This is a genomic window from Pseudomonas sp. RC3H12 (assembly GCF_018596375.1).
Lineage (GTDB): Bacteria > Pseudomonadota > Gammaproteobacteria > Pseudomonadales > Pseudomonadaceae > Aquipseudomonas.
On record NZ_CP075595.1, the window covers coordinates 4708845 to 4733194 of the forward strand.

24 protein-coding genes are annotated in these 24350 nt (G+C 64.9%); 18 read left to right on the forward strand and 6 right to left on the reverse strand.

Annotated features, from left to right (window positions below):
• The first annotated feature begins 36 nt into the window (after positions 1 to 36).
• Both KHO27_RS21525 and KHO27_RS21530 read left to right on the forward strand, forming a co-directional pair.
• Positions 37 to 288 carry a TIGR02647 family protein gene (locus KHO27_RS21525; protein ID WP_214500738.1) on the forward strand — a complete coding sequence of 84 codons (252 nt, stop codon included), beginning with the start codon at positions 37 to 39 and terminating at the stop codon, positions 286 to 288.
• Between the two features lie 167 nt (positions 289 to 455).
• Positions 456 to 3320: a class I adenylate cyclase gene (locus KHO27_RS21530; protein WP_214500739.1), complete on the forward strand. Its 2865-nt coding sequence runs from the start codon at positions 456 to 458 to the stop codon at positions 3318 to 3320.
• Between the two features lie 5 nt (positions 3321 to 3325).
• On the opposite strand, the gene rnk is transcribed toward KHO27_RS21530, so the two are convergent.
• The 3 genes from rnk to cyaY all read right to left on the reverse strand — a co-directional run bounded on the left by rnk (position 3326) and on the right by cyaY (position 4444).
• A complete protein-coding gene (gene rnk, locus KHO27_RS21535; protein ID WP_102683527.1) occupies positions 3326 to 3736 on the reverse strand; it encodes a nucleoside diphosphate kinase regulator in 411 nt (136 codons plus the stop codon).
• Between the two features lie 155 nt (positions 3737 to 3891).
• Positions 3892 to 4110: a DUF1289 domain-containing protein gene (locus KHO27_RS21540; protein WP_110697045.1), complete on the reverse strand. Its 219-nt coding sequence runs from the start codon at positions 4108 to 4110 to the stop codon at positions 3892 to 3894.
• 1 nt (position 4111) lies between these two features.
• Entirely contained in the window at positions 4112 to 4444 is a 333-nt protein-coding gene (gene cyaY / locus KHO27_RS21545; RefSeq protein WP_102683529.1) for an iron donor protein CyaY, read from the reverse strand.
• Positions 4445 to 4650: 206 nt separating this feature from the next.
• Here cyaY and lptM point away from each other — a divergent pair, with 206 nt between their 5' ends.
• The 6 genes from lptM to KHO27_RS21575 are packed head-to-tail and all read left to right on the forward strand — an operon-like array spanning position 4651 to position 9264.
• Positions 4651 to 4857 carry an LPS translocon maturation chaperone LptM gene (gene lptM, locus KHO27_RS21550; protein WP_102683530.1) on the forward strand — a complete coding sequence of 69 codons (207 nt, stop codon included), beginning with the start codon at positions 4651 to 4653 and terminating at the stop codon, positions 4855 to 4857.
• Positions 4858 to 4866: 9 nt separating this feature from the next.
• Complete coding sequence (lysA, locus tag KHO27_RS21555) at positions 4867 to 6114, forward strand: diaminopimelate decarboxylase (RefSeq protein ID WP_111531950.1); 1248 nt, start codon at positions 4867 to 4869, stop codon at positions 6112 to 6114.
• Positions 6115 to 6118: 4 nt separating this feature from the next.
• On the forward strand, positions 6119 to 6949 hold the full coding sequence (gene dapF / locus KHO27_RS21560; protein ID WP_214500740.1) for a diaminopimelate epimerase: 831 nt from the start codon (positions 6119 to 6121) through the stop codon (positions 6947 to 6949).
• A 13-nt stretch (positions 6950 to 6962) separates the two neighbouring features.
• Positions 6963 to 7673, forward strand: a complete 711-nt coding sequence (locus tag KHO27_RS21565) for a DUF484 family protein (protein ID WP_046853676.1) — start codon at positions 6963 to 6965, stop codon at positions 7671 to 7673.
• On the forward strand, positions 7673 to 8572 hold the full coding sequence (gene xerC, locus KHO27_RS21570) for a tyrosine recombinase XerC (RefSeq protein WP_110697039.1): 900 nt from the start codon (positions 7673 to 7675) through the stop codon (positions 8570 to 8572). The genes KHO27_RS21565 and xerC overlap by 1 nt, the downstream gene beginning before the upstream one ends.
• On the forward strand, positions 8569 to 9264 hold the full coding sequence (locus KHO27_RS21575; protein WP_046853674.1) for an HAD family hydrolase: 696 nt from the start codon (positions 8569 to 8571) through the stop codon (positions 9262 to 9264). The genes xerC and KHO27_RS21575 overlap by 4 nt, the downstream gene beginning before the upstream one ends.
• A 58-nt stretch (positions 9265 to 9322) precedes the next feature.
• Here KHO27_RS21575 and sutA read toward each other — a convergent pair whose 3' ends face one another.
• The 3 genes from sutA to glnK form a co-directional block, all read right to left on the reverse strand.
• Positions 9323 to 9652: a dormancy-specific transcriptional regulator SutA gene (gene sutA, locus KHO27_RS21580; protein ID WP_023632536.1), complete on the reverse strand. Its 330-nt coding sequence runs from the start codon at positions 9650 to 9652 to the stop codon at positions 9323 to 9325.
• 432 nt (positions 9653 to 10084) lie between these two features.
• A complete protein-coding gene (locus KHO27_RS21585; RefSeq protein WP_102683535.1) occupies positions 10085 to 11419 on the reverse strand; it encodes an ammonium transporter in 1335 nt (444 codons plus the stop codon).
• A gap of 47 nt (positions 11420 to 11466) precedes the next feature.
• On the reverse strand, positions 11467 to 11805 hold the full coding sequence (gene glnK / locus KHO27_RS21590) for a P-II family nitrogen regulator (protein WP_002555808.1): 339 nt from the start codon (positions 11803 to 11805) through the stop codon (positions 11467 to 11469).
• A gap of 406 nt (positions 11806 to 12211) precedes the next feature.
• On the opposite strand from glnK, the gene KHO27_RS21595 reads away from it, so the two are divergent.
• The 10 genes from KHO27_RS21595 (at position 12212) to KHO27_RS21640 (ending at position 24151) form a co-directional block, all read left to right on the forward strand.
• Positions 12212 to 12475: an accessory factor UbiK family protein gene (locus KHO27_RS21595; RefSeq protein ID WP_102683536.1), complete on the forward strand. Its 264-nt coding sequence runs from the start codon at positions 12212 to 12214 to the stop codon at positions 12473 to 12475.
• A 24-nt stretch (positions 12476 to 12499) separates the two neighbouring features.
• Positions 12500 to 12928 carry a TOBE domain-containing protein gene (locus KHO27_RS21600; RefSeq protein ID WP_110697037.1) on the forward strand — a complete coding sequence of 143 codons (429 nt, stop codon included), beginning with the start codon at positions 12500 to 12502 and terminating at the stop codon, positions 12926 to 12928.
• Positions 12929 to 13731: 803 nt separating this feature from the next.
• The gene (mgtA, locus tag KHO27_RS21605) at positions 13732 to 16443 is read left to right on the forward strand and encodes a magnesium-translocating P-type ATPase (RefSeq protein ID WP_214500741.1); all 2712 of its coding nucleotides are present in this window, start codon (positions 13732 to 13734) and stop codon (positions 16441 to 16443) included.
• 10 nt (positions 16444 to 16453) lie between these two features.
• Positions 16454 to 16813 carry a DUF2493 domain-containing protein gene (locus tag KHO27_RS21610; RefSeq protein ID WP_110697033.1) on the forward strand — a complete coding sequence of 120 codons (360 nt, stop codon included), beginning with the start codon at positions 16454 to 16456 and terminating at the stop codon, positions 16811 to 16813.
• 178 nt (positions 16814 to 16991) lie between these two features.
• On the forward strand, positions 16992 to 17474 hold the full coding sequence (locus KHO27_RS21615) for a sigma-70 family RNA polymerase sigma factor (RefSeq protein ID WP_110697031.1): 483 nt from the start codon (positions 16992 to 16994) through the stop codon (positions 17472 to 17474).
• Positions 17471 to 18412, forward strand: a complete 942-nt coding sequence (locus tag KHO27_RS21620; RefSeq protein ID WP_110697029.1) for a FecR domain-containing protein — start codon at positions 17471 to 17473, stop codon at positions 18410 to 18412. The genes KHO27_RS21615 and KHO27_RS21620 overlap by 4 nt, the downstream gene beginning before the upstream one ends.
• 81 nt (positions 18413 to 18493) lie before the next feature.
• The gene (locus tag KHO27_RS21625) at positions 18494 to 21007 is read left to right on the forward strand and encodes a TonB-dependent siderophore receptor (RefSeq protein WP_214500742.1); all 2514 of its coding nucleotides are present in this window, start codon (positions 18494 to 18496) and stop codon (positions 21005 to 21007) included.
• A 196-nt stretch (positions 21008 to 21203) separates the two neighbouring features.
• Positions 21204 to 22691 carry a YifB family Mg chelatase-like AAA ATPase gene (locus KHO27_RS21630; protein WP_110697026.1) on the forward strand — a complete coding sequence of 496 codons (1488 nt, stop codon included), beginning with the start codon at positions 21204 to 21206 and terminating at the stop codon, positions 22689 to 22691.
• Between the two features lie 160 nt (positions 22692 to 22851).
• Positions 22852 to 23103 carry a DUF2790 domain-containing protein gene (locus tag KHO27_RS21635; RefSeq protein WP_110697025.1) on the forward strand — a complete coding sequence of 84 codons (252 nt, stop codon included), beginning with the start codon at positions 22852 to 22854 and terminating at the stop codon, positions 23101 to 23103.
• 31 nt (positions 23104 to 23134) lie between these two features.
• Complete coding sequence (locus KHO27_RS21640; protein WP_110697024.1) at positions 23135 to 24151, forward strand: alpha/beta hydrolase; 1017 nt, start codon at positions 23135 to 23137, stop codon at positions 24149 to 24151.
• Positions 24152 to 24350: the final 199 nt, after the last annotated feature.

Genomic DNA, 24350 nt, shown 5'->3' on the forward strand with positions numbered 1-24350 from the left:
TGACTTCCATCCTTGTCTCGAAGTCAGGAGTTGCCCATGCCTTTTACCCCCGAACTGATCGCCGAACTGGAAGTCCTTTCCCAGTTCAACCTGGACAACCACCAGGAAGGCATCAAGGTTAGCAGCGACGCCTCCCCCGCCCTGGTCGCCGCCGCCAAGCGCCTGCATGACAAAGGGCTCACCGACCAACCCGATGGTGGTTACCTGACCAGCCTCGGTAACGATGCCGCTGAAAGCGTCCGGCTTTTGCTAACCATCCTCAAATCGAAATCCACCCAGCCGGCCTGAACCCGTGCTCCCGCTCCTGCAGCTCGGCAGACCTGCAGGAACGGGCTTACCGTCGATGGCTGGCACAGGCGTTGCCAATCTGACGTCAAAAAGCCACCAACCCCTTATCCGACCGCGCCACTCAGGCTAAACTCGCCAGAGCTTCCCCCGGCCTGCCTGAGCGCGCAATGAACCACCCCCACGAAATCCGCCCCGACCTGGATCAAGGCATCGACCGCAAGGAGCTGGCCAAGCTGCGTGCGCGCTTCCTGAAAATCAACCAGGGCCGCCTGGCACGGGCGATGGAAGGGTTATCCACACGCCAGCAGCAGGTCCTCACGCTGCTGCCGCTGTTCTTCCACGTCAATCATCCGCTGCTACCAGGCTATGTTTCCGGCACCACCCCCGCCGGCGTCTCCGGTTTCGAGCCCGACGACGAACTGCTCGCCGAAGTCCAGCGCCTGACCCGCTCGTTCACCTACAAGCCGCGCCACGGCAAGCCAGCGCAGCCGATCCACGGCCTGTTCCTGATGGGCAGCCTCGGCACGCTGGCCCAGGCCGAGCAGAGCGACATGGACCTGTGGGTGTGCCATGCACCGGACCTGGACGAGCAGGCCGTGGCCGACTTGCGACGCAAGTGCCAGCTGCTCGAAACCTGGGCGACCAGCCAAGGCGCCGAAGCTCATTTTTTCCTGATCGAACCCCGGGGCTTCGTCCAGGGCGAGCGCGATGGCCAGCTCAGCTCCGACGACTGCGGCACCACCCAGCATTACCTGCTGCTCGACGAGTTCTACCGCACCGCCATCTGGCTGGCCGGGCGCACGCCGCTGTGGTGGCTGGTGCCGGTGTACCAGGAACACAACTACCGCGACTACACCCAGACACTGCTGTCCAAGCGCTTCATCCGCGCCCAGGACGATCTCGACCTGGGACACCTGGCGCACATTCCGTCGGGCGAGTTCGTCGGCGCCGGGCTGTGGCAGCTATTCAAGGGTATCGACTCACCCTACAAGTCGCTGCTCAAGCTGCTGCTCACCGAGGCCTACGCCAGCGAGCACCCGCAGGTGCGTTGCCTGAGCCTGGACTACAAGCGGGCCGTGTTCGCCAACCAGCTGGATCTGGATGAGCTCGACCCCTACGTGATGGTCTACCGCCGCATCGAACGCTACCTGCTCCTGCGCGGCGAGCCGGCACGCCTGGAGCTGGTGCGGCGCAGCCTGTACCTGAAGGTAAACAAGAAGCTCGGCGACCAGGGCCGTACACGTAGTGGGGGCTGGCAACGCCAGCTCTTGGGGCGCCTGACCGAAGAATGGGGCTGGGACGAGCGCCAACTGGCGCTGCTCGACAGTCGCAGCCAGTGGAAAGTGCGCCAAGTGGCGGTCGAGCGCCGCGAACTGGTGGCAGAGCTGAACCACAGTTACCGCTTCCTGACCCAGTTTGCCCGCCAGCAGAACGCCAACAGCCGCGCCGACCAGCGTGACCTCAATGTGCTTGGCCGCCGCCTCTACGCCGCCTTCGAGCGCCGGGCCGGCAAGATCGAGGTGATCAACCCGGGCATCGCCCCGGACCTGGCCGAGGACACCCTGACCCTGGTGCAATCACCCAACCGCAAGGAACCGGGCACACACCACTGGGGGCTGTACAACGGCAACCTGGGTGTGCACGAGTGGGAGCACTTCAGCCCGATCAAGCGCTGCCGCGAACTGTTAGAGCTGCTCACCTGGGCCCATCGCAACGGCGTGATCGACAGCAGCACGCGCCTGGCCCTGCACCCAGGTGTCAGCGACCTGAGCGAGTTCGAGCTGTTCAACCTGATAGGCAGCCTGCAGCAGAGCATCCCCCTGCCCCTGGAGACAGTCAGCGAGGTGCGCCTGCTGCAGCCGAGCGTGGCCGACGAGATCCTGCTGTTGGTGAATGTCGGCGTCGACCCGCTGCGCCATCAGCGCGACCTGAACATTCTGATGACCACTGAGCGCACCGACTCGCTGAGCTACGCCGGGGTGCGCGAGAACCTGGTGCTGACCCTCGACCAGATCACCCTCAACAGCTGGAACGAGGTGCTGGTGCAACGCTACGACGGCGAGCATGCGCTGGCGCGCTGCCTGCGCGACTTCCTCAACAGCCTGGGCCAGCGCAGCCACCGCCCGCGGGTGCGGGTACGCTGCTATTGCCACAACCGCGCCCAGGCCATCAGCCAGCGGGTCGAGGAGATCTTCGACACCGTGCAATTGCTGCTCGACCAGGGCCTGAATCACCGTTACCTGCTGCAGGTGGCCCAGCACACCCACATCCTCGACCTGCAGCCCGGGCAGGTGACCCTGGCCAGCCTCGCCGACCACGACGCGGTGCTGGCGGCCCTCGGCGAGGAGCGCGGCAGATACAGCCCGTTGCACCTGGACACCCACGCCCTGCAGGACCACGACCTGCCGCTGGTCCTGGCCCAGGGCCAGCCCGGCTGCATCCAGGTGTTCTACCGCCTGTTCGAGGGCTGGGCCGACCTGTACGTGCTCGATGAGCACAACGCGCTCTGGCAACAACGGCTGCCACTGCAGGACGAGCCGCACCTGCTGCTGCCGCTGCAACGCTTCCTGCAATCGATGCTGATGCGCCGCGACGCCCAGTTGCCACTGGACAGCCTGCCGCTGGCATCGCTGCGCATCCTCTATTACCAGTTGCTGCCCTCAGGCATCGGCAAGGCACGCAGCCTGGAGCCAAGACCGACACCTTCGGACAACCAGAACCAGGCGTATTTCGAAGTTCAGGCGATCCTCCAGGCCGGCACGGGCGAAGAGGTGCATGTCACCCTTTACTGCGACCAGCAGGAGTTTTCCGAACTGGAGCATGGCGACCAGCTGTATGCCGTGGTCGCCCGGCAGATCCTGCGCCAGCGCCGCGGCAGCGGCAGTTACCGCTGCTACATCACCGACCTCGACCTGTCCGAGCTGCTGGAGGACGAGCAAGGGTCCACCAGCCTCTACCTGCGCTACAAACGCGAGCTGGAGCAGGCACTCAACGATGGGCTGGAGCAACTGCAGGCGCAGCTGGAGCCCTGATCACCTCAGAGATCGAAATCGCCTGCCGCTTCCGGCTGGTACTCGACTGCCAGCAGCTCGAGCTTGAGCGTCTTGCCGCCCGGCGCCGGCCAGTCGATCTGGTCGCCCACCGACAGGCCCAGCAGTGCGCAGCCGATCGGCGCAAGGATCGAGACGTTGCCTTCAGGGCCAGCGTCCTTCGGATACACCAGGGTCAGGTGGTAATCCTTGCCACTGGCGATCTCGCGGCAGTGCACGCGGGAGTTCATGGTCACCACGCCGGCCGGGACTTCCTCGTGACCCACCACGTTCTCGGCGCGGTCCAGCTCGTCCTGCAGGGCGAGCACACCCGGGGTGCTTTCATCGAGGGCGTCGAGCAGGCGCTCGAGACGCTGCACGTCCAGTCGGGTGAGGATGAGGGAAGGCTTGGTGCTCATGATCCAGTCAGACTCCTTTGAACAGGCAATTTACTAAAGGCAGATAAAGCAAAACCCCGCCCAAGGGCGGGGTTTGTGAAATGCTTGGCGTCACCGACGCAGACCCTGACACTACCACAGCGGGGCAAATACTCAAGCCCACACCGTCGTTGTGGCTATGCCTGGCGCCCTGTTTTCAGGGCCAGCGCCTCGCGGCAGATCTGCCGGCGCCGTTCGTCATCGGCCGAGCGCCACTCACGGATATGCTCGACGTGGCGGTGGCAGCCGGTACAGACCTTGTACTCATCCAGCCGACATATGCTGATACAAGGTGACGGCACCGCCGGGCTCACATTGCTGTAGAGCGGCTTGGGCGGCCTGGGCTGTTCGCTCATTTCAGATCTCGTCGAAGTCCAGCTTCTCGCCGGCCCGCTCCCAGACGATGCGCTCGAGCATCTCGCCGAGCAGCTCTTCGCTCTTCTCGCACACCCACTTGCCGCTCTCTTCGTCGTAATCGAAGTGGAAACCACCGGACTTGTCCGCCAGCCACAATTGGCGCAGCGGCTCCTGGCGGCTGAAGATCAGCTGGCTGCCGTTATCGAACTTGATGGTCAGGACGCCAGCGGAGTTCTCCATGTCCAGGTCCATGCCGCTTTCATCGAACAGATCTTCCAGGGCCTGTTGGGTCGCGTCGACCAGGTCGTGGAAACGCGCTTCGCTCAAACTCATTGCAAGGACCTCGAAAAATGGCTGTACACACGCAAGCCGGGCACGATAAGGGCGAAAGCCTCAAGCTACAAGCTAATAGCTGTAAGAAAAAGCCGCATCGCCTTTGGTCGCCGCACCGCCGCCAAGGGGGTGCCCCTTGCATAGGCAATCAGGTGGTCGCTCGGTATACTCGGCCGCAATACTGCATATTTCCAAGGATTTCACCCATGAAACGCCTGATTTCCTCCCTCGCGGCGCTGGTCGCGGTCGCCTGCCTCGTTTCGGCCTGCGGTCAGAAAGGCCCCCTGTACCTGCCAGAAGACGGCAAGGACGGCAAAGGCCCGCGCAAGTCGCACCAGCATGCCAAGCCAGTCCAGCCGCAACCTGTGCTGGAGCAGCAGCAAGAGCAGCCAGAAGAGTCGCCCGCGCAGTAAGGAAATCCCATGGATGCATTCAACTACCGCGGCGGTGAGCTGTTCGCGGAAGGGGTGGCCCTGTCGGCGATCGCCGAACGCTTCGGTACGCCCACCTACGTGTACTCGCGAGCCCATATCGAGGCGCAGTACCGCAACTACACCGATGCCCTGCACGGGCTGGAGCACCTGGTCTGCTTCGCGGTCAAGGCCAATTCCAACCTGGGCGTGCTGAACCTGCTGGCGCGCCTGGGTGCGGGCTTCGACATCGTTTCCGGCGGTGAGCTGGAGCGCGTGCTGGCCGCCGGTGGCCGCGCCGATCGCGTGGTGTTCTCCGGTGTCGGCAAGACCCGCGAGGACATGCGCCGCGCCCTGGAAGTGGGCGTGCACTGTTTCAACGTCGAGTCCACCGACGAGCTCGAGCGCCTGCAAGTGGTGGCCGCCGAGATGGGCAAGGTCGCGCCGGTGTCGCTGCGCGTGAACCCGGACGTCGACGCCGGCACCCACCCTTACATCTCCACTGGCCTCAAGGAAAACAAGTTCGGCATCGCCATTGCCGACGCCGAGGCCATCTACGTGCGCGCCGCGCAGTTGCCGAACCTCGACGTGGTCGGTGTTGACTGCCACATCGGCTCACAGCTGACCACCGTCGAACCGTTCCTCGATGCCCTCGACCGCCTGCTGGTGCTGGTCGATCGCCTGGCCGAGTGCGGCATCCACCTGCGCCATCTCGACCTGGGTGGCGGTGTCGGCGTGCGCTATCGCGACGAACAGCCGCCGGAGCTTGCCGACTACATCAAGGCCATTCGCGAGCGCATCGGCAGCCGCGACCTGGCCCTGGTGTTCGAGCCGGGCCGCTACATCGTCGCCAACGGCGGCGTGCTGCTGACCCGCGTGGAATACCTCAAGCACACCGAGCACAAGGACTTCGCCATCATCGACGCGGCGATGAACGACCTGATCCGCCCGGCCTTGTACCAGGCCTGGATGGACATCAGCGCAGTCAAGCCTCGCGAAGGCGAAGGTCGGGCCTACGACTTGGTCGGCCCGATCTGCGAGACCGGCGACTTCCTGGGCAAGGACCGCGTGCTGGACCTGGCCGAGGGCGACCTGCTGGCCGTGCGCTCCGCGGGCGCCTATGGTTTCGTCATGAGCTCCAACTACAACACCCGTGGCCGCTGCGCCGAAGTGCTGGTCGATGGCGATCAGGCCTTCGAAGTGCGTCGCCGCGAGACCATCACCGAACTGTTCGCCGGCGAAAGCCTGCTGCCGGAGTGAACCCATGCTGCTGCGTTTTACCAAGATGCACGGGCTGGGCAACGACTTCATGGTCCTCGACCTGGTCAGCCAGCACGCACACATCCAACCCAAGCACGCCAAGCAATGGGGTGACCGCAACACCGGCATCGGCTTCGACCAGCTGCTGATCGTCGAGGCGCCGAACAACCCGGATGTCGACTTCCGCTACCGTATCTTCAACGCCGATGGCTCCGAGGTCGAACAGTGCGGCAACGGCGCGCGCTGCTTCGCCCGTTTCGTCCTGGACAAGCGCCTGACCGCGAAGAAGCGCATTCGCGTCGAGACCAAGGGCGGCATCATCGTGCTCGATGTGCGCAACGACGGGCAGATCTGCGTCGACATGGGCCCGCCGCGCTTCACGCCGGCCGAGGTCCCGTTCATCGCCGATGAGCAGGCGAGCAGCTATGCACTCGAAGTCGACGGCCAGGTGCACCAGATCGCCGCCGTGTCCATGGGCAACCCGCATTCGGTGCTGCGCGTGGACGATGTGCGCAAAGCGCCGGTCCATGAGCTGGGCCCGAAGATCGAGCATCACCCGCGCTTTCCGCAGCGGGTCAATGCCGGCTTCATCCAGGTAGTCGACCGCCACCGCGCCAACCTGCGCGTGTGGGAGCGTGGCGCGGGCGAGACCCAGGCCTGCGGCACAGGCGCCTGCGCCGCCGCCGTGGCGGCGATCAGCCAAGGCTGGATGGACTCACCGGTGACCATCGACCTGCCAGGCGGGCGCCTGAGCATCGAGTGGGCCGGCCCCGGCAAGCCGGTGCTGATGACCGGCCCCGCCGTTCGTGTGTTCGAAGGACAAGTTCGTCTCTAAGCGAGTATCCGCCATGACCGATCAGCCTAACGTTGCATCCCCGCAGGCCAGTGAGCTCGATGCCGAAGCGGTGGTCGCCTACCTGCGCGCCCACCCGACCTTCTTCGCCGAGCACGACGAGCTGCTGGTCGAACAGCGCATTCCTCACCAGCGCGGCGACAGCGTGTCGCTGGTGGAACGCCAGCTCAAGCTGCTGCGCGACCGCAACATCGAGATGCGCCATCGCCTGTCGCAACTGATGGACGTGGCCCGCGACAACGACCGGCTGTTCGACAAGACCCGCCGGCTGATCCTCGACCTGCTCGACGCCAGCACCCTGGAAGAGGTGGTGATGGCGGTCGAGGACAGCCTGCGCCAGGAGTTCCAGGTACCCTTCGTCAGCCTGATCCTGTTCGGCGAAAACGCGGCGCCCGTGGGGCGCTGGGTTTCCGGGGCCGAGGCGCAGCAGGCCATCGGCGGCCTGATCGGCGGCGGCAAGACCATCAGCGGCAGCCTGCGCGAACATGAGCTGGCGTTCCTGTTCGGCAACGATCAGCACAAGGAAGTCGGCTCCAGCGCCGTGGCCACCCTCGAGTACCAGGGCCTGCACGGCGTACTGGCGATCGGCAGCCGCGATCCGCAGCACTACAAGAGCAGTGTCGGCACCCTGTTCCTCAGCTACATCGCCGAAGTGCTCGGCCGCGTGGTGCCGCGCTTTACCCAGACTCTGCGCTCGGTGCGCTGATGGAACGCCAGCTGGAGGCTTATTGCGCACACCTGCGCAACGAGCGCCAGGTGTCCGAGCACACCCTGCTGGCCTACCGTCGTGATCTCGAGAAGGTCATCGAATTCTGCAACGCCCAGGGCATCGCCGGCTGGGCTGCCCTGCAGGTCCAGCAACTGCGCCAGCTGGTCGCCCGCCAGCACCATCACGGCCAGTCCTCGCGCAGCCTGGCGCGCCTGCTCTCGGCGGTGCGCGGGCTGTACCGCTACCTCAACCGCGAAGGGCTGTGCCAGCACGATCCGGCCAACGGCCTGGCGCCACCCAAGGGTGAGCGGCGCCTGCCCAAGGTACTGGACACCGACCGCGCCCTGCAGTTGCTCGACGGCGGCGTCGACGACGCGTTCATCGCCCGCCGCGACCAGGCCATCCTCGAACTGTTCTATTCGTCCGGCCTGCGCCTGTCGGAGCTGACCGGGCTCGACCTCGAGCACCTGGACCTGGCTGCCGGGCTGGTGCAGGTGCAAGGCAAGGGCGGCAAGAGCCGCGTGCTGCCGGTTGGCCGCAAGGCCCGGGAGGCGCTGCAGGCCTGGTTGAAACTGCGCGGCATCGCCGGCCCGCAGGACAGCGCCGTGTTCCTCAGCCGCCAGGGCAAGCGCCTCGGTCCCCGAGCCATCCAGCTGCGGGTCAAGGCCGCCGGCGAGCGCGAGCTCGGCCAGCACCTGCACCCGCACATGCTTCGCCATTCCTTCGCCAGCCATCTGCTGGAATCGTCCCAGGACCTGCGCGCGGTGCAGGAGATGCTAGGCCACGCCGACATCAGCACCACGCAGATCTATACCCACCTGGACTTCCAGCACCTGGCCGCGGTGTACGACAGCGCCCACCCCCGGGCCAAACGCAGCAAGGACACGGACTCATGAGCATCAAGCTGATCACCTTCGACCTGGACGACACCCTCTGGGATACCGCACCGGTCATCGCCAGCGCCGAAGTCGTCCTGCGCGACTGGCTCGAAGCCAACGCGCCGATTCTCGGTGGCGTGCCGGTCGAGCACCTGTTCGCCATCCGCGAGCGCCTGGTACAGGCCGAGCCGGGCCTCAAGCACCGTATCAGCGCCCTGCGCCGGCGGGTGCTGTTCCATGCCCTGGAAGAGGTCGGCTACAGCGAAAAACACGCCCAGGAACTGGCCAACGAAGGTTTCGAGGTGTTCCTGCATGCGCGGCACCAAGTCGAGGTGTTCCCAGAGGTGCAGCCGGTGCTGGAGATCCTGCGGCATCACTACACCCTCGGCGTGGTCACCAACGGCAATGCCGACGTGCGCAGGCTCGGCCTGGCGGACTACTTCCGCTTCGCCCTGTGCGCGGAAGACCTGGGGATTGGCAAGCCGGACCCTGCACCTTTCCTCGAAGCGCTGAAGCGCGGCGAGGTGGACGCAGGAGCGGCGGTGCACGTCGGCGACCACCCGGGCGACGACATAGCCGGCGCCCAGCGCGCCGGGCTGCGGGCGGTGTGGTTCAACCCCCAGCACAAGCCCTGGAGCGGCGAACAGGCGCCGGATGCGGAGATCCAGCGTTTGTCGCAGTTGCCAGACGTGCTAGCACGCTGGCGCTGACTGACAGTCGCCCACAAAAAAGCCCGCAGCGACGGCGGGCTTCTTTGCGCTCAGCCACTCAGATAGGGCGGCTGCCGTACTTGTTGTCCGGCTTCTTGGGCGGATCGGCGACCACGTTGGCCTCCACTTCCTGCACCTTGCCACCGCGCGAAAGGAACTCTTCCATCGCCTTGGCCAGCGCGTCGCGCTCTTTCTGCTTGGCTTCCATGCTCGGCATCTCGTCTACCGAGACAGCCGCCTTGGACTTGCCCTTGGCAGCAGGTGCCGGGCTGCTGTCGTCATCGCCGGCATCTTCCGCGCCATCGTCGGCCGCAGCTTCCAGGCCGTCATCAGCCTCGTCTTCGTCGCCTACTTCGAGGTCATCATTTTCCAGATCGTCGTCGCTCATGTTCTACCTCATGACTTGCAAAAAGCAGGTTAGTTATAGACCGGTGCAGCCGTAGACCGGCAGCCACCAGTGAAAATTCAACTGGCCGTGGGTTGGCCACTGCCCTGGGTGTCCGCCCCCTCATGGGAGGCCCGGCACCCTGCAGGCCCTGCTCCTGGCAAGGCCTGACAAAATCCTTTGAACCCTTGCTGGCCACAGGCTATTGGCAAGCCTAGCAAAGGGTGGCGAAGTGTGTGGACTACTCGTCCAGCTCCCTTCGGCGCGCATTCTAGCGCGCTCGCAGAAAAAGCAAAGCTCCAGAAACGCCCAATGACTTGTAAGTTTTCTACCTGCGTCGCGATCACGACAGAGAAACCGTTTGCCCGGCGCGAATCGGCAAACTACAGGCAAAAAAAATGCCCGGCGAGCCGGGCAAGTTTTCCAGCGTGGCGGTTACAGGTTGTAGCCGCGCTCGTTGTGCTGAGCCAGGTCGAGGCCGACCGACTCTTCTTCTTCGCTGACCCGCAGGCCCATCACCAGGTCCAGGACCTTGAGAATCACGTAGGTGACGATGGCGGTGTAGACCACGGTGAAGATCACGCCCTTGGCCTGGATCCAGAACTGCGCGGCGATATCGGTGACCGCGCCGAAGCCGCCCAGGGCAGGTGCCGCGAACACACCGGTGAGCAGGGCGCCGATGATGCCGCCGATACCGTGCACGCCGAAGGCGTCGAGGGAGTCGTCATAACCCAGCTTGCGCTTGAGGCTGGTGGCGCAGAAGTAGCAGACCACGCCGGACACCAGGCCGATCACCAGGGCGCCCATCGGGCCGACGGTACCCGCGGCAGGGGTGATGGCGACCAGACCGGCGACCACGCCCGAAGCAATGCCCAGTGCGCTCGGTTTACCGTGGAAAACCCACTCGGCGAACATCCAGCCCAAGGCGGCGGCGGCGGTAGCGATCTGGGTCACCAGCATGGCCATGCCGGCGGTACCGTTGGCCGCCGCAGCGGAACCTGCGTTGAAGCCGAACCAGCCGATCCACAGCATGGCCGCACCCATCAACGTGTAGCCCAAGTTGTGCGGAGCCATCGGCGTAGTCGGGTAGCCCTTGCGCTTGCCCAGCACCAGGCAGCAGACCAGGCCGGCGATACCGGCATTGATGTGCACCACGGTGCCGCCCGCGAAGTCCAGCACGCCCCAGTCCCACATCAGCGCGCCGTCACCACTCCAGACCATGTGCGCGATCGGCGCGTAGACCAGGGTGAACCACACACCCATGAAAATCAGCATGGCCGAGAACTTCATGCGTTCTGCGAAGGCACCGACGATCAGCGCCGGGGTGATGATGGCGAAAGTCATCTGGAAGGTGATGAATACCGCCTCGGGGAACAACGCGGTAGCCGAGGTCAGGCCCGACGGCGTGACGCCGCTGAGGAAGGCCTTGGAGAAGCCACCGATGAAGGAGTTGAAATTGAGCACGCCCTTTTCCATACCGGCGGTATCGAAAGCCAGGCTGTAGCCGTAGATGACCCAGAGGATGCTGATCAGGCCGGTGATGGCAAAGCACTGCATCATCACCGACAGCACGTTCTTCGAGCGCACCATGCCGCCGTAGAACAGGGCCAGGCCCGGGATGGTCATGAACAGGACCAATGCCGTCGAAGTGAGCATCCAGGCGGTGTCGCCGGAGTTCAGCACAGGGGCGGCAGTTTCCTCGGCCAGGGCCAGCCCTGGCATTACGAGGGACAATAGGGCTCCTAGCCCTGCGATCTTGCGCAGAGTCATGTTGTTTTCTCCTGGGGCGTTGGGTTTGGTGAGGCTTTGCTTGGCGCTTAGATCGCGTCGGTATCGGTTTCGCCGGTACGGATGCGGATCGCCTGCTCCAGATTGACCACGAAGATCTTGCCGTCGCCGATCTTGCCGGTGTTGGCTGCCTTGGTGATGGCTTCGATCACCCGATCGAGGTCCTTGTCGTCGATGGCGACATCGATCTTCACCTTGGGCAGGAAATCGACCACGTATTCAGCGCCGCGATACAGCTCGGTGTGACCCTTCTGCCGGCCGAAACCTTTGACCTCGGTCACGGTGATGCCCTGCACGCCGATTTCCGACAGCGACTCGCGCACGTCGTCCAGCTTGAACGGCTTGATGATGGCAGTGACTAGCTTCATGAAACTCTCTCCCGATTTGATGGACTTGCCCCAGGAAAACAAACCCGTCTCAAGTCTAAGCGCAGCGCCTGGCTTTGTAACGCATCGTCGGCTCCATTCTCCCCGCCGACACACGATCCGCCTGTGACGAAGGACCTTGCGGCTCCGCCTGCGCACTGCCTGGTCACAAGGGACTGCATCAGTGCATGGCTCACTCGGGTCTTTGCAGAAACCTTGCCAGTTCGAACAACGATCGGGAAAACAGGGAGTTGCGTGAATCGGTAGGGATTGGCCAGTTGCCAGCAGCGAAAAAGCGCACAAAATCGGTGCGCGACCTTTGGCCGCCCTGCGCGAAAAGCGTGCAGGGCAAGCGGGCAAAAGCGGCGTGCTACACTGCGGCACTTTCAGTGATCAGCGGATACCAGACATGCTCGCGCCCAAAGCCTTCCTCGATGCCCTGAGCGACCAGGCCTCGCGCCTGTTCAGCGGCGACACCGCCGCGCCCCGTGCCGAACTGGAGAGCCAGTTCAAGGTGCTGATGCAGGGGGCCTTCAGCAAACTCGACCTGGTCAGCCGCGAGGAATTCGACAGCCAGATGGTGGTGCTGGCCCGTACACGCGCCCGCCTCGAAGCCCTCGAGCAGCAATTCGCCGAGCTGGAAGCCAGGATGGCGCCGTCCGCCAAAGAATAACGATCGATACAGGGAGTGCTTGCCATGAAAGTCAGTGCCCGTAATGTCTTTGAAGGTACCGTCAGCGCCGTCCAGCCTGGCGCGGTGAATGCCGAGGTCGAGCTGACTCTCGGTGGCGGCGAGAAACTGGTCGCGGTGGTCACCATGGCCAGCCTGCACAACCTCAGTATCAATGTCGGTAAACAGGCCGTTGCCCTGGTCAAGGCGCCGTGGGTGGTGCTGATGACCGATGCCGCCGGCTACAGGCTGTCGGCGCGCAACAGCCTCGAAGGCGAAGTGTTGCGAGTCGGTGACGGCGCGGTGAATGCCGAGGTGGTGCTGAAGCTTTCCGGCGGCACCGAAGTGTATGCCATCGTCACCCGCGAAGCGGTGCAGGAACTCGGCCTGAAGCCGGGTGTGAAGGCCACCGCGCTGATCAAGGCCTCGCACATCATCCTGGGTGCCAAGCCTTGAATGAATGCCCGCTTTCTACCTTGCCCAGGTAGAAGCGGGATTACCACGCGATGGTAATCGCGCCGCACACTGCATTAATTTCCCTCCCAGCAGATGAAACTTGTTTAAGTTACGTCTTCCTGGTTGACTTCCTCGCTATGCTTTGCATAAAGTTCACCCGCCCCGAAAAACGGGCCTTTATTTCAACTCACGAAGAATTCAATGGACACAGTATCTAGTCGCTGTCTGGCAGCTCCTGGCCGCCAGGCACTTGAACCGGAACTCCGGGCCCGCCCCTAGGTCGGGCAAGCCGCGCCAGAGCCTGATGCTCCGCCGTAGCTTGCCGCCCCGGGTGCCCGCCCGGTCGGAGGCAAGCTCATGAACCTTGATATCTCTACCCCTCGCCTGCGCGCCTTTGCGCACAAGGCCCCGTACCGTCCTGTCCGCGACGGGGGCTTGTCCTCGCCCCTGAAACCGCCCAGTCGATAGCGTGCCCGTTGCTGCCTGCAGTGACGCGCGCGATGCTGTCTGCTCGCTGAACTGACGCCATTTAAATCGTCAGAAACTTCCGAACTTTAAGTAATTAAAGTTCTTTGGAACTCTATTGCCCGCCATTTAACAGATGGGATTAACCGACCATGGAATCAGCCAGTAGAAAGTTCGCTGCCGATCTTATTTCCGGCATTCGCCAGCGAACACTTAAATGTCGGAAAAACCACGCTTTTCATTGTTTGAATCGTTGCGACACGAAACACGTTCACTCACCTTCCCCACCGTGAGTCGACTGTGTGTCGTGCCGCCTCCTGCGGCAGGAGCACAGCCAAATGACCGTAAAAGACCACAACACCCGCAGCAAAGCCGGCGAAGACACCCGCCTGTCCATGCGTGCCGCCCGCGAGGCACGCAACGGCCTGGCCGTGACCCTGGCCAACCTCGACGCCAGCGAACTGGGCCTGACCGAGCACGAAGCCGCCAAGCGCCTGCAGCGCGACGGCGCCAACCAAGTCGCCCATGACAAGCCGCAACCGGCCCTGGTGCAATTGCTCAAGGCCTTGCACAACCCCTTTATCTACGTGCTGCTCACCCTCGCCGGCATCAGCTTCGTTACCGACTACTGGCTGCCGGTACGCGCAGGCGACATGGAAGAAGCGGACCTGACCAAGGTCATCATCATCATGACCATGGTTAGCCTCAGCAGCCTGCTGCGCTTCTGGCAGGAGTACCGTTCGGGCAAGTCCGCCGACGCCCTCAAGGCCATGGTCCGCACCACCGCCACCGTGCTGCGCCGCGAGCGCCACGACCAGCCGGCGCGCCTGCGCGAAGTGCCCATGAACGAACTGGTGGCCGGCGATATCGTGCAACTGGCCGCCGGCGACATGATCCCCGCCGATATCCGCCTGATCGAGTCCCGCGACCTGTTCATCAGCCAGGCGGTGCTGACCGGCGAAGCGCTGCCGGTGGAGAAGTACGACACCCTCGGCCACGTCGCGCAGAAGTCCGCCGCCGACAGCGCCAACGATGAAAGCGGCCTGCTGGATCTGCCCAACATCGGCTTCATGGGGACCAACGTGGTCAGCGGCCGCGCCCGCGCCGTGGTGGTGGCCACCGGCAAGCGCACATATTTCGGCTCGCTGGCCAAGGCCATCGTCGGCTCGCGTAGCCAGACCGCCTTCGACCGTGGCGTGAACAGCGTCAGCCGGCTGTTGATCCGTTTCATGCTGGTGATGGTGCCGGTGGTGTTCATGCTCAACGGCGTGGTCAAGGGCGACTGGAGCGACGCCTTCCTGTTCGCGCTGGCCGTGGCCGTGGGCCTGACCCCGGAGATGCTGCCGATGATCGTCAGCGCCAACCTGGCCAAGGGCGCCGTCGCCATGGCCCGGCGCAAGGTGGTGGTCAAGCGGCTGAACGCCATCCAGAACTTCGGCTCGATGGATGTGCTGTGCACCGACAAGACCGGTACCTTGACCCAGGATCGCATCATCCTCGAACACCACGTCGACCCCAGTGGCCAGGTGGCCCCGCACCTGCTGGAGCTGGCTTGGCTAAACAGCCATCACCAGAGCGGCGTGAAGAACCTGATGGACCAGGCCGTGCTGCGCTTTGCTGGCGAAGACCAGCGCTTCCAGCCACCCTATGCCTACGCCAAGGTCGACGAGTTGCCCTTCGACTTCATCCGCCGTCGCCTGTCGGTGATCGTCAAGGATGCCCTGGGCGACCACCTGCTGGTGAGCAAGGGCGCCGTCGAGGAAATGCTGGCCATCGCCACCCATGTCGAAGAAGGCGGCCAGCGGATCGCTCTGGATGCCGGGCGACGCCAGCAATTGCTGGCCACCGCCAGCGCCTACAACCAGGAAGGTTTCCGCGTGCTGCTGGTTGGCACCCGTGATATTCCGGCCGTTGACGGCAAACCCCAGTACCACACCGATGACGAGCGCGAGCTGGTGATCCGTGGCTTCCTGACCTTCCTCGACCCGCCCAAGGAAACCGCCGGCCCGGCCATCGCCGCCCTGCGCGAGATGGGCGTGAAGGTGAAGGTGCTGACCGGCGACAACCCGGTGGTCACCTGCAAGGTCTGCCGCGAAGTGGGCCTGGAGCCCGGCCAGCCGCTGCTCGGCCAGGACATCGAACGCCTGGACGACACCCAGCTCAAGGCCCTGGTCGAAGAACGCACGGTGTTCGCCAAGCTCACTCCGCTGCAGAAGTCGCGGGTGCTCAAGGCGCTGCAAGCCAATGGCCACACCGTGGGCTTCCTCGGTGACGGCATCAACGACGCCCCGGCGTTGCGCGATGCCGACGTGGGCATCTCGGTGGACAGCGGCACCGACATCGCCAAGGAATCGGCCGACATCATCCTCCTGGAAAAGAGCCTGATGGTGCTGGAGGAAGGCGTGCTCAAGGGCCGCGAAACCTTCGGCAACATCATGAAGTACCTGTGCATGACCGCCAGCTCCAACTTCGGCAACGTGTTCTCGGTACTGGTGGCCAGCGCGTTCATCCCGTTCATGCCGATGCTGGCGATCCACCTGCTGCTGCAAAACCTGATGTACGACTTCTCCCAGCTGTCGCTGCCGTGGGATCGCATGGACAAGGAGTTCCTGCGCGAACCACGCAAGTGGGATGCCCGCAACATCGGCCGTTTCATGCTGTGGATCGGCCCGACCTCGTCGATCTTCGACATCACCACCTTTGCCCTGATGTGGTACGTGTTCGCCGCCAACAGCGTGGAAATGCAAGCGTTGTTCCAGTCCGGCTGGTTCATCGAGGGGTTGCTGTCGCAGACCCTGGTGGTGCACATGCTGCGCACCCGCAAGGTGCCGTTCTTCCAGAGCACCGCGGCGCTGCCGGTGATCCTGGCCACCGGCCTGGTGATGTGCCTGGGCATCTACATCCCGTTCTCGCCACTGGGGGCGATGGTCGGGCTGGTGCCGCTGCCGTGGGAATACTTCCCATGGCTGGCCGCGACCCTGCTGGGCTACTGCCTGGTGGCCCAGGGCATGAAGACCCTGTACATCCGCCGCTTCGGCCAGTGGTTCTGAGGGGGTGGGCATGCGTGTACTGATCTGCGCGGGGCGCAACTACGCCGACAACCACCGCTGCCGCCAGGCGCTGGACGCCCTCCAGCGCCAGCAACCGATCCGGGTGCTGATCCACGGTGGCAGCCAGCACCTGGGCGGCGAAATCGAAGGCTGGGCCCGCGAACAGGGCGCCGACATCGTGCGCTATCCGCCCAACTGGCAATTGCACGGCAAGCTGGCCGAACGCCTGCGCAACGTCTTCATGCTGCGCGACAGCCGGCCCGACCTGGTGCTGGCGCTGCCGGGCGGCGACGATACCGAGGAGCTGCTGGCACGGGCGCGGGGTTCGGGGATTCCGGTGATCTGCGGCAGGCAGCCACGGTCACATTGACCTGACCACGATCTGAGGGGGCGCTTGGCGTCCCCCATCAGAACATTCCGTAGCCCTCTTGAGCACACGACCGCAAACCCCGTAGGATTGAGATCGATTCCCATCTGCATCTCGCTCATTCCTTTTGCAGGAGAGGCTCGTCGTGCCCTCACCCTCACTTCCGCCGCCGCGCCAGGCCATGGATGCGCTGTACCAGGATCACCACGCCTGGCTGCTGGGCTGGCTGCGGCGACGCCTGCAACATGCCGACAACGCCGCTGACCTGGCCCACGATACCTTCGTGCAACTGCTCGGCCGGCCGGAGCTGATCCCGACGCTGCGCCAACCGCGAGCCTGGCTCAGCAGCGTGGCCAAAGGGTTGATGATCGACCGCCAACGCCGACACAAGCTGGAGACCGCCTATCTGCAGGCCCTGGCCAGCCTGCCCGAACCCGAGGCGCCCTCGGCCGAGCGCCAGCTGATCCTGCTTCAGACGCTGATGCAGATCGACGCCATGCTCGATGGCCTACCGGGGAAGGTGCGCATGGCCTTCCTGCTGTCACGCCTGGAAGGCATGAGCTACCAGGAAATCGCCCATCACCTGGGGATCAGCCTGAGCAGTGTCGAGAAGTACATGGTCAAGGCCATCCGCCACTGCTATCTGGCAAGGCTGGAATCATGAGCGACGACGTGCTCGACCAGGCCATCGGCTGGCTGGTCAGACTCGAGTCGGCGCAACATGCGCCGGCACTGTGTGCCGCCTGCCTTGCCTGGCGCCAGAGCGACCCACGCCATGAAGCCACCTGGCAGGCCCTGCAGGAAGCCCAGGCCTGCTTCAGCCAGGCCCGCGAACTGCCCGGTGGCGTTGCCCTGCGTGCGTTGACGGCGCCCGAACGGGCGGATCGCCGGCACGCCCTCAAGCTGCTCACCCTCGGCCTGCTGGGGCTGGGCCTGAGCGGCACGGCATTGCAACACTCACCCTGGCGCCTGAGTCTGGCCGACCACAGCACCCGCACCGGAGAGCGCCGCCGTGTCCAGCTGGCCGATGGCAGCGAGCTGCAGCTCAACAGCCGCAGCGCGGTCAACGTGCGCTTCAGCGCGACCGAGCGCCTGGTCGAACTGCTTGAAGGGCAGGTCTATGTCCGCGCGCAGGGCGACACCCGGCAACGCCCCCTGTGCGTGACCAGCGCCGAGGCCAGCCTGTGGACGTTCGGCGCGGCATTCGATGTCTGCCAGGCGCGCGGCAACACGCGCCTGGCCATCGACCAGGGCCAGATCGCGATCCAGGTGCCCGGGCGAGCCCAACAACTGGCCAAGGCCGGCGAGCAGTACCGCATCGACCGCCATGGCGCGCAGCTCCTGGCCAATCCCCAGGCCCAGGGCTCGGCCTGGACCCGTGGCCTGCTGATCGCCAACGACATGCCCCTGGCCGAACTGGCCGATACCCTGGCCCGTCAGCGCGAAGGCTGGGTCGGCTGCGATCCGACGGTGGCCGACCTGCGCGTTTCCGGGGTGTTCCAGCTCGACGACACCGACAATGCCCTGCGCAGCCTGGCCCACACCTGGCCAGTGCGCCTGCAATGGCGCACCGCGTTGTGGGTGCGCATCCTCCCGGCGTAAAGAAAATCGATTCTCGTTTACGGGTTTTCCCCGCTCCTTCGACAAACAGGAAAAACACCTGCCAATTCCCAGGAGCTTCCGATGGATCTGCTGTCCCGCTACCGCCCCACCTTGCTCGCCCGGGCCCTGTTGCTTGGCGCCGGCATCGGCCTGGCCCATCCCGTGCTGGCCGAACAGCCTCTGCGCCGTTACGACCTGCCCGCCGCGCCGCTGGCCGAAGCCCTCAACCGCTTCGCCGAGCAGGCCGGCATCACCCTGCCGTACGACCCGCAGCTGGTGCAGGGCAAGCAGGCCAGGCCGGTGCGCGGCCAGTTGCCCACCGACATGGCGTTGTACCTGATGCTCGAAGGCACCGGGCTCAAGGCCGTGCAGGCCGCCGACGGCAACTGGGCGCTGCAGCTCGCCGCCAGCGCTGGCGACGCTCTGGAACTCGGCAGCACGCAGGTTCAGGGTCAAGGCATGGGCCAGGCCACCGAGGGCACGCGCTCCTACACCACCGGACTGGTGAGCGTCGGCTCGAAGACCCCGACAAGCCTGAAGGACACCCCTCAGTCGATATCGGTGGTCAGCCGCCAGCTGATCGAGGACCGGCGCATGGTCAGCCTTGACGACGCGATGAAGTTCACCCCCGGCATCACCCTGCGCAACGTCAATTTCAACACCCAGGAATTCATCTCCCGCGGCTTCCCGATCGACAACCTGCAGATCGACGGCACGGCACCGATGGACATCGGCAACGGTCTGGGCACCTTCTACAGCCAGCGCAAGTACGACCTGGCCGCCTATGACCATGTCGAAGTGCTGCGCGGCGCCAGCGGCCTGCTCGGCGGCACCGGCAACCCGGGCGGCATCGTCAACCTGGTGCGCAAGCGCCCGCTCGATCACTACCAGCTCAAGCTCGAAGCCTCGGCGGGCTCGTGGGACAACTATCGCAGCGAAGTGGATGTCACAGCTCCCCTGGCCTTCGACGGCAAGCTGCGCGGACGGATGGTGGCCGCCTACCAGGACCGCCAGTACTTCTTCGACAACCGCAGCACCGAACGGCCGTTTTTCTATGGCGTGCTCGAGGCCGACGTCAGCGACGACACCATGCTCACTTTCGGCGGCAGCTACGACAAGGTTCATGAAAACGGCGTGGGCGACGGCCTGCCGCGCTACAGCACCGGCGGCGACCTAAAACTGCCGCGGCACACCTGGTACACCACCAACAGCGCCTGGAACGACAGCTACACCCGCGAGCTATTCGCCAAGCTCGACCATCACTTCTCCGATGACTGGAAGCTCAACACCTCCTACACCTATTCGTACAACGAAGGCTCCACCGAAGGCGTGATCCCCTACGGCTCCGTTGACGAGAACAGCAACACCGGCCCCTACTGGTGGGGCAGCTATGTCTCCAGCTGGAGCAAGCAGTCGGTGTTCGACGTCAACCTCTCCGGCACCTTCGACGCCTTCGGCCGACAACACGAACTGCTGATGGGTGGCGACTACCAGGTGGTCACCAGCCGCTGGCGCGCGGCCCAGGGCAAGGTCGGCCTGGGCGGCATGATCGACCTCTGGGACCCACAGTCGACACCGTTGCCGACCGAGGCCACCAACCACGCCTTCTACCGCGACTACTATCCCAACAAACGCAAGCAGTACGGTCTCTACTCCACCCTACGCCTGCAGTTGGCCGACCCGCTCAAGCTGGTGATCGGCGCCCGCGCCCAGCGCTATAGCTTCGAACAGGCCTACGCCACACGCAATCGCGACGGCTCCGGGGACTGGGCTCGCCAGGACCAGGTCTCGCACAGTGAGCCGACCACCCTGGTGCCATTCGGTGGCCTGATCTACGCGCTCGACGACCAGTGGTCGACCTACGTCAGCTACGCCGAGGTCTACAAACCGCAGGCGCAGAAACTCAAGGGCCCGGAAAAGTCCGGCACCTCCCTCGACCCGATGACCGGAAAGACCTACGAGACCGGGATCAAGGGCGAGCTGTTCGATGGCGCGCTGAACCTCAGCGCCGCGCTGTTCTACACCAAGCGTGAACACCAGGCGATCAAGGACCCCGCCTACCCTGACACACCGTTCAGCTACAGCGCCTCCTGCTGCTTCATCGGCCAGGGCAAGGTGGTCAGCAAGGGTATCGATCTGGAGGCCACCGGCGAAGTCCTGCCGGGCTGGGATGTGATCGCCGGCTATACCCTCAACCTGATGGATGACCAGAGCGAGGAGACGCTGTACAGCACCGTCACGCCCAAGCACCTGTTCAAGCTCTGGTCGGTCTACAACCTGCCGGGCGATTGGTCGGCGTGGCGCGTCGGCGCCGGGGTAACCGCCCAGAGCGCCAGCTACGTGGAAGGCAAGGCCTACCGCTTCGACGCCAACTGGAACACCGTGGGTGAAACCCCGTTCGATTTCAGCCAGAGCGGCTACGCCGTCTACGACGCCATGGTCGAGTACAAGGTCGACGATCACTGGACCCTGGCCCTGAGCGGCAACAACCTGTTCGACCGCAAGTACTACGCCAGCGTCGGCACGTCCGAGTACGGCAACTACTACGGTGAGCCACGCAACTTCGTGCTGACCTTGCGCGGCGTATTCGAATGAGGTCGCAACCTGCTTCATGAAACCAGGCAGGTCGGCGTGTCGGGGCACGCCGATGTCCGACACGGTGGGCATCCACATATCTGGGCGCCAGGCCGGACAAAACTCGACGCACTCTTTGAGCCCAACAGGCAAGGAACACCACTAAGCTCTGCCAGGCCGCAGGACGCGGCCATCACCTGCAAACACGGAGTGCCCCATGTCCCTCGCCCTCGTCCACAGCCGCGCCCAGGTGGGGGTGCAAGCACCCGCCGTCAGTGTCGAAACCCACCTGGCCAACGGCCTGCCCACGCTCACCCTGGTTGGCCTGCCGGAAACCACGGTCAAGGAGAGCAAGGACCGGGTACGCAGCGCCATCGTCAACTCCGGGCTGGACTACCCGGCCCGACGCATCACCCAGAGCCTCGCCCCGGCCGACCTGCCCAAGGACGGTGGCCGCTACGACCTGGCCATCGCCCTGGGCATCCTGGCCGCCAATGGCCAGGTACCGGTTGCCGCCCTCGACAGCATCGAATGCCTGGGCGAACTGGCGCTGTCGGGTACGTTGCGTCCGGTACAGGGCGTACTGCCTGCGGCACTGGCGGCGCGAGACGCGGGTCGGGCGCTGGTGGTGCCCAAGGAAAACGCCGAAGAGGCGAGCCTGGCCAGCGGCCTGGTGGTGTACGCGGTGGGGCACCTGCGGGAACTGGTCGCCCACCTGAATGCGCAACCTTCGCTGCCACCCTACGCCGCGAATGGCCTGTTGCTTGAGCAACGCCCCTACCCGGACCTCAGCGAAGTGCAGGGCCAGATCGCCGCCAAGCGGGCGCTGCTGGTCGCCGCAGCTGGCGCGCACAACCTGTTGTTCTCCGGCCCGCCGGGCACCGGCAAGACCCTGCTCGCCAGCCGCCTGCCCGGGCTGCTGCCGCCGCTGGACGAGCGCGAGGCGCTGGAGGTGGCGGCGATCCGCTCTGTCAGTGGCCATGCCCCGCTCGATTGCTGGCCACAGCGGCCTTTTCGCCATCCTCACCACTCGGCCTCCGGCCCAGCGCTGGTGGGCGGTGGCAGCCGACCGCAACCCGGCGAGATCACCCTGGCGCACCACGGCGTGTTGTTTCTCGACGAGCTGCCCGAGTTCGAACGACGCGTGCTGGAGGTACTGCGCGAGCCGCTGGAGTCGGGCGAGATCGTGGTGGCACGGGCCAAGGACCGGGTGCGCTTCCCGGCGCGCTTTCAGCTGGTGGCGGCCATGAACCCTTGCCCCTGCGGCTACCTGGGTGACCCCACCGGCCGCTGTCGCTGCAGCAGCGAGCAGATCCAGCGCTACCGCAACAAGCTGTCCGGCCCCCTGCTCGACCGCATCGACCTGCACCTGACGGTGGCCCGGGAAAGTACCGTGCTGACCCACCAGCCCAGCGGCGAGACCAGCGCCAGTGTTGGCCAGCAGGTGGCCGAGGCACGGGAGCTGCAGCAGCGCCGGCAGGGCTGCGCCAATGCCTTCCTCGACCTCAAGGGGCTGCGCCGGCACTGCCCGCTGGAGCCGGTCGACCAGGCCTGGCTGGAGCAGGCCTGCGAACGGTTGACGTTGTCGTTGCGGGCAGCGCACCGGCTGTTGAAGGTGGCCCGCACCCTGGCGGACCTGGAGGGGGCGCAATCCATCGCCAGGTCGCACCTGGCGGAGGCGCTGCAGTACCGGCCCAGCGCCTGATCTTTTACGGCGGGTTTCCGCGTGGCTGAGCCCCTTCAACAGATCCACTCAATCGGTCTCATAGCGGAAATATATTTTGCGCACTAAATATTTGCGCGCATCATTCATCTCAAGCAGAAAGCAGTCGCCAACCCCACTCAGCAGAACCCGGAGAACGATCATGACCCTTCGCAAAGCCTTCGCCGTCACCGTCACCACCCTGGCCCTCGGCACCAGCGTCAGCAGCTTCGCCAGCGAAGCCACCCCGTACCGCTACGGCATGGAGCTGGACATCGCCAAGGTCGTCAGCGTCGATGCCCCCGTCAGCGCCCAAGGCCAGACCAGCACCGCCACCCTGACCTACCGCGACAGCAGCGGCCAGCTGCGCGCCGTGAGCTACGTGCAACCCACCGTCCTCGCCAACCAGAACTGAGCCGCGGCTCGCCCGCCAAAGGAGCTAGAACATGAAACTGTCCCACACCCTGACCGCCGGCCTGCTGGCCCTTGCCGTGAACAGCGCCTTCGCCGCCGGCAGCCCCGGCGTCGAGCACACCACCCAAGGCTTCCTCGACGCCCTGGCCGCCGGTGGCGGCAAGCCGCTGGAAACCCTCGCGCCCAAGGATGCCCGTGCGGTGCTGAGCGGTGCCCAGGCCGGGGTGAAGGCCGATGTGTCGGGGATCCGCGTCGAACGCCGGACCATCCAGGCCGACGGCCAGCCGCTGGAAATCCGCGTGGTGCGGCCCGAAGGGTCCAAGGGCGAGCTGCCAGTGTTCATGTTCTTCCACGGCGGCGGCTGGGTGCTGGGCGACTACCCCACCCACGAACGCCTGATCCGTGACCTGGTGGTGGGCTCCGGCGCTGCGGCGGTCTACGTCGACTACACGCCGTCACCGGAAGCGAAGTTCCCCGCCGCGATCAACCAGGCCTACGCCGCCACCCGCTGGGTCGCCGAGCACGGCAAGGAGATCGGTGTTGACGGTAGCCGCCTGGCGGTGGCCGGCAACAGCGTCGGCGGCAACATGGCTGCGGTGGTGGCACTCAAGGCCAAGGAGGCCGGCACACCGAAGCTGCGCTTCCAGGCCCTGCTGTGGCCGGTGACCGACGCCAACTTCAACAATGCGTCCTACAACCAGTTCGCCGAAGGCCACTTCCTGACCCGAAACATGATGCAGTGGTTCTGGAACAGCTACACCACCGACCCGCGCCAACGCGACGACATCCACGCCTCGCCACTGCGCGCCAGCCTGGAGCAGTTGAAAGGCCTGCCGCCAGCGCTGGTGCAGACCGCCGAAATGGATGTGCTGCGTGACGAAGGCGAGGCTTACGCCCGCAAGCTGGACGCTGCCGGGGTACCGGTGACCGCCGTGCGCTATAACGGCATGATCCATGACTATGGCCTGCTCAACGTGCTGAGCACCGTGCCCAGTGTGCGCAGTGCCATGGACCAGGCGGCACAGGCCTTGAAAAACCATCTGCAATAAGTGGCCGATCACCATCGCGGGGCAAGCCCGCTCCCACGCAAGGTATAAGACCTTCGTGGGAGCGGCGATGCGGCGGTCCGACTTGCCCCGCGATGGATTCAGCAAAGGTCCTACTTTCAGAACGCTGCTTCCTGTAACCCAAGGATTGTCCTATTTCCCTCCCCGCCCGAAAATGCCCGCCTCTTTCATTGATGGCATA

What these genes read in the sequence shown, in the direction of transcription:
- cyaY (WP_102683529.1), bottom strand. Translation starts at nt 4,444, where the DNA reads ATGAGTTTGAGCGAAGCGCGTTTCCACGACCTGGTCGACGCGACCCAA.
- KHO27_RS21595 (WP_102683536.1), top strand. Translation starts at nt 12,212, where the DNA reads ATGCTCGCGCCCAAAGCCTTCCTCGATGCCCTGAGCGACCAGGCCTCG.
- KHO27_RS21540 (WP_110697045.1), bottom strand. Translation starts at nt 4,110, where the DNA reads ATGAGCGAACAGCCCAGGCCGCCCAAGCCGCTCTACAGCAATGTGAGC.
- KHO27_RS21575 (WP_046853674.1), top strand. Translation starts at nt 8,569, where the DNA reads ATGAGCATCAAGCTGATCACCTTCGACCTGGACGACACCCTCTGGGAT.
- KHO27_RS21635 (WP_110697025.1), top strand. Translation starts at nt 22,852, where the DNA reads ATGACCCTTCGCAAAGCCTTCGCCGTCACCGTCACCACCCTGGCCCTC.
- KHO27_RS21565 (WP_046853676.1), top strand. Translation starts at nt 6,963, where the DNA reads ATGACCGATCAGCCTAACGTTGCATCCCCGCAGGCCAGTGAGCTCGAT.
- KHO27_RS21615 (WP_110697031.1), top strand. Translation starts at nt 16,992, where the DNA reads ATGGATGCGCTGTACCAGGATCACCACGCCTGGCTGCTGGGCTGGCTG.
- KHO27_RS21630 (WP_110697026.1), top strand. Translation starts at nt 21,204, where the DNA reads ATGTCCCTCGCCCTCGTCCACAGCCGCGCCCAGGTGGGGGTGCAAGCA.
- sutA (WP_023632536.1), bottom strand. Translation starts at nt 9,652, where the DNA reads ATGAGCGACGACGATCTGGAAAATGATGACCTCGAAGTAGGCGACGAA.
- KHO27_RS21530 (WP_214500739.1), top strand. Translation starts at nt 456, where the DNA reads ATGAACCACCCCCACGAAATCCGCCCCGACCTGGATCAAGGCATCGAC.
- lysA (WP_111531950.1), top strand. Translation starts at nt 4,867, where the DNA reads ATGGATGCATTCAACTACCGCGGCGGTGAGCTGTTCGCGGAAGGGGTG.
- xerC (WP_110697039.1), top strand. Translation starts at nt 7,673, where the DNA reads ATGGAACGCCAGCTGGAGGCTTATTGCGCACACCTGCGCAACGAGCGC.
- KHO27_RS21600 (WP_110697037.1), top strand. Translation starts at nt 12,500, where the DNA reads ATGAAAGTCAGTGCCCGTAATGTCTTTGAAGGTACCGTCAGCGCCGTC.
- KHO27_RS21585 (WP_102683535.1), bottom strand. Translation starts at nt 11,419, where the DNA reads ATGACTCTGCGCAAGATCGCAGGGCTAGGAGCCCTATTGTCCCTCGTA.
- KHO27_RS21625 (WP_214500742.1), top strand. Translation starts at nt 18,494, where the DNA reads ATGGATCTGCTGTCCCGCTACCGCCCCACCTTGCTCGCCCGGGCCCTG.
- rnk (WP_102683527.1), bottom strand. Translation starts at nt 3,736, where the DNA reads ATGAGCACCAAGCCTTCCCTCATCCTCACCCGACTGGACGTGCAGCGT.
- mgtA (WP_214500741.1), top strand. Translation starts at nt 13,732, where the DNA reads ATGACCGTAAAAGACCACAACACCCGCAGCAAAGCCGGCGAAGACACC.
- KHO27_RS21640 (WP_110697024.1), top strand. Translation starts at nt 23,135, where the DNA reads ATGAAACTGTCCCACACCCTGACCGCCGGCCTGCTGGCCCTTGCCGTG.
- glnK (WP_002555808.1), bottom strand. Translation starts at nt 11,805, where the DNA reads ATGAAGCTAGTCACTGCCATCATCAAGCCGTTCAAGCTGGACGACGTG.
- KHO27_RS21525 (WP_214500738.1), top strand. Translation starts at nt 37, where the DNA reads ATGCCTTTTACCCCCGAACTGATCGCCGAACTGGAAGTCCTTTCCCAG.
- KHO27_RS21620 (WP_110697029.1), top strand. Translation starts at nt 17,471, where the DNA reads ATGAGCGACGACGTGCTCGACCAGGCCATCGGCTGGCTGGTCAGACTC.
- lptM (WP_102683530.1), top strand. Translation starts at nt 4,651, where the DNA reads ATGAAACGCCTGATTTCCTCCCTCGCGGCGCTGGTCGCGGTCGCCTGC.
- KHO27_RS21610 (WP_110697033.1), top strand. Translation starts at nt 16,454, where the DNA reads ATGCGTGTACTGATCTGCGCGGGGCGCAACTACGCCGACAACCACCGC.
- dapF (WP_214500740.1), top strand. Translation starts at nt 6,119, where the DNA reads ATGCTGCTGCGTTTTACCAAGATGCACGGGCTGGGCAACGACTTCATG.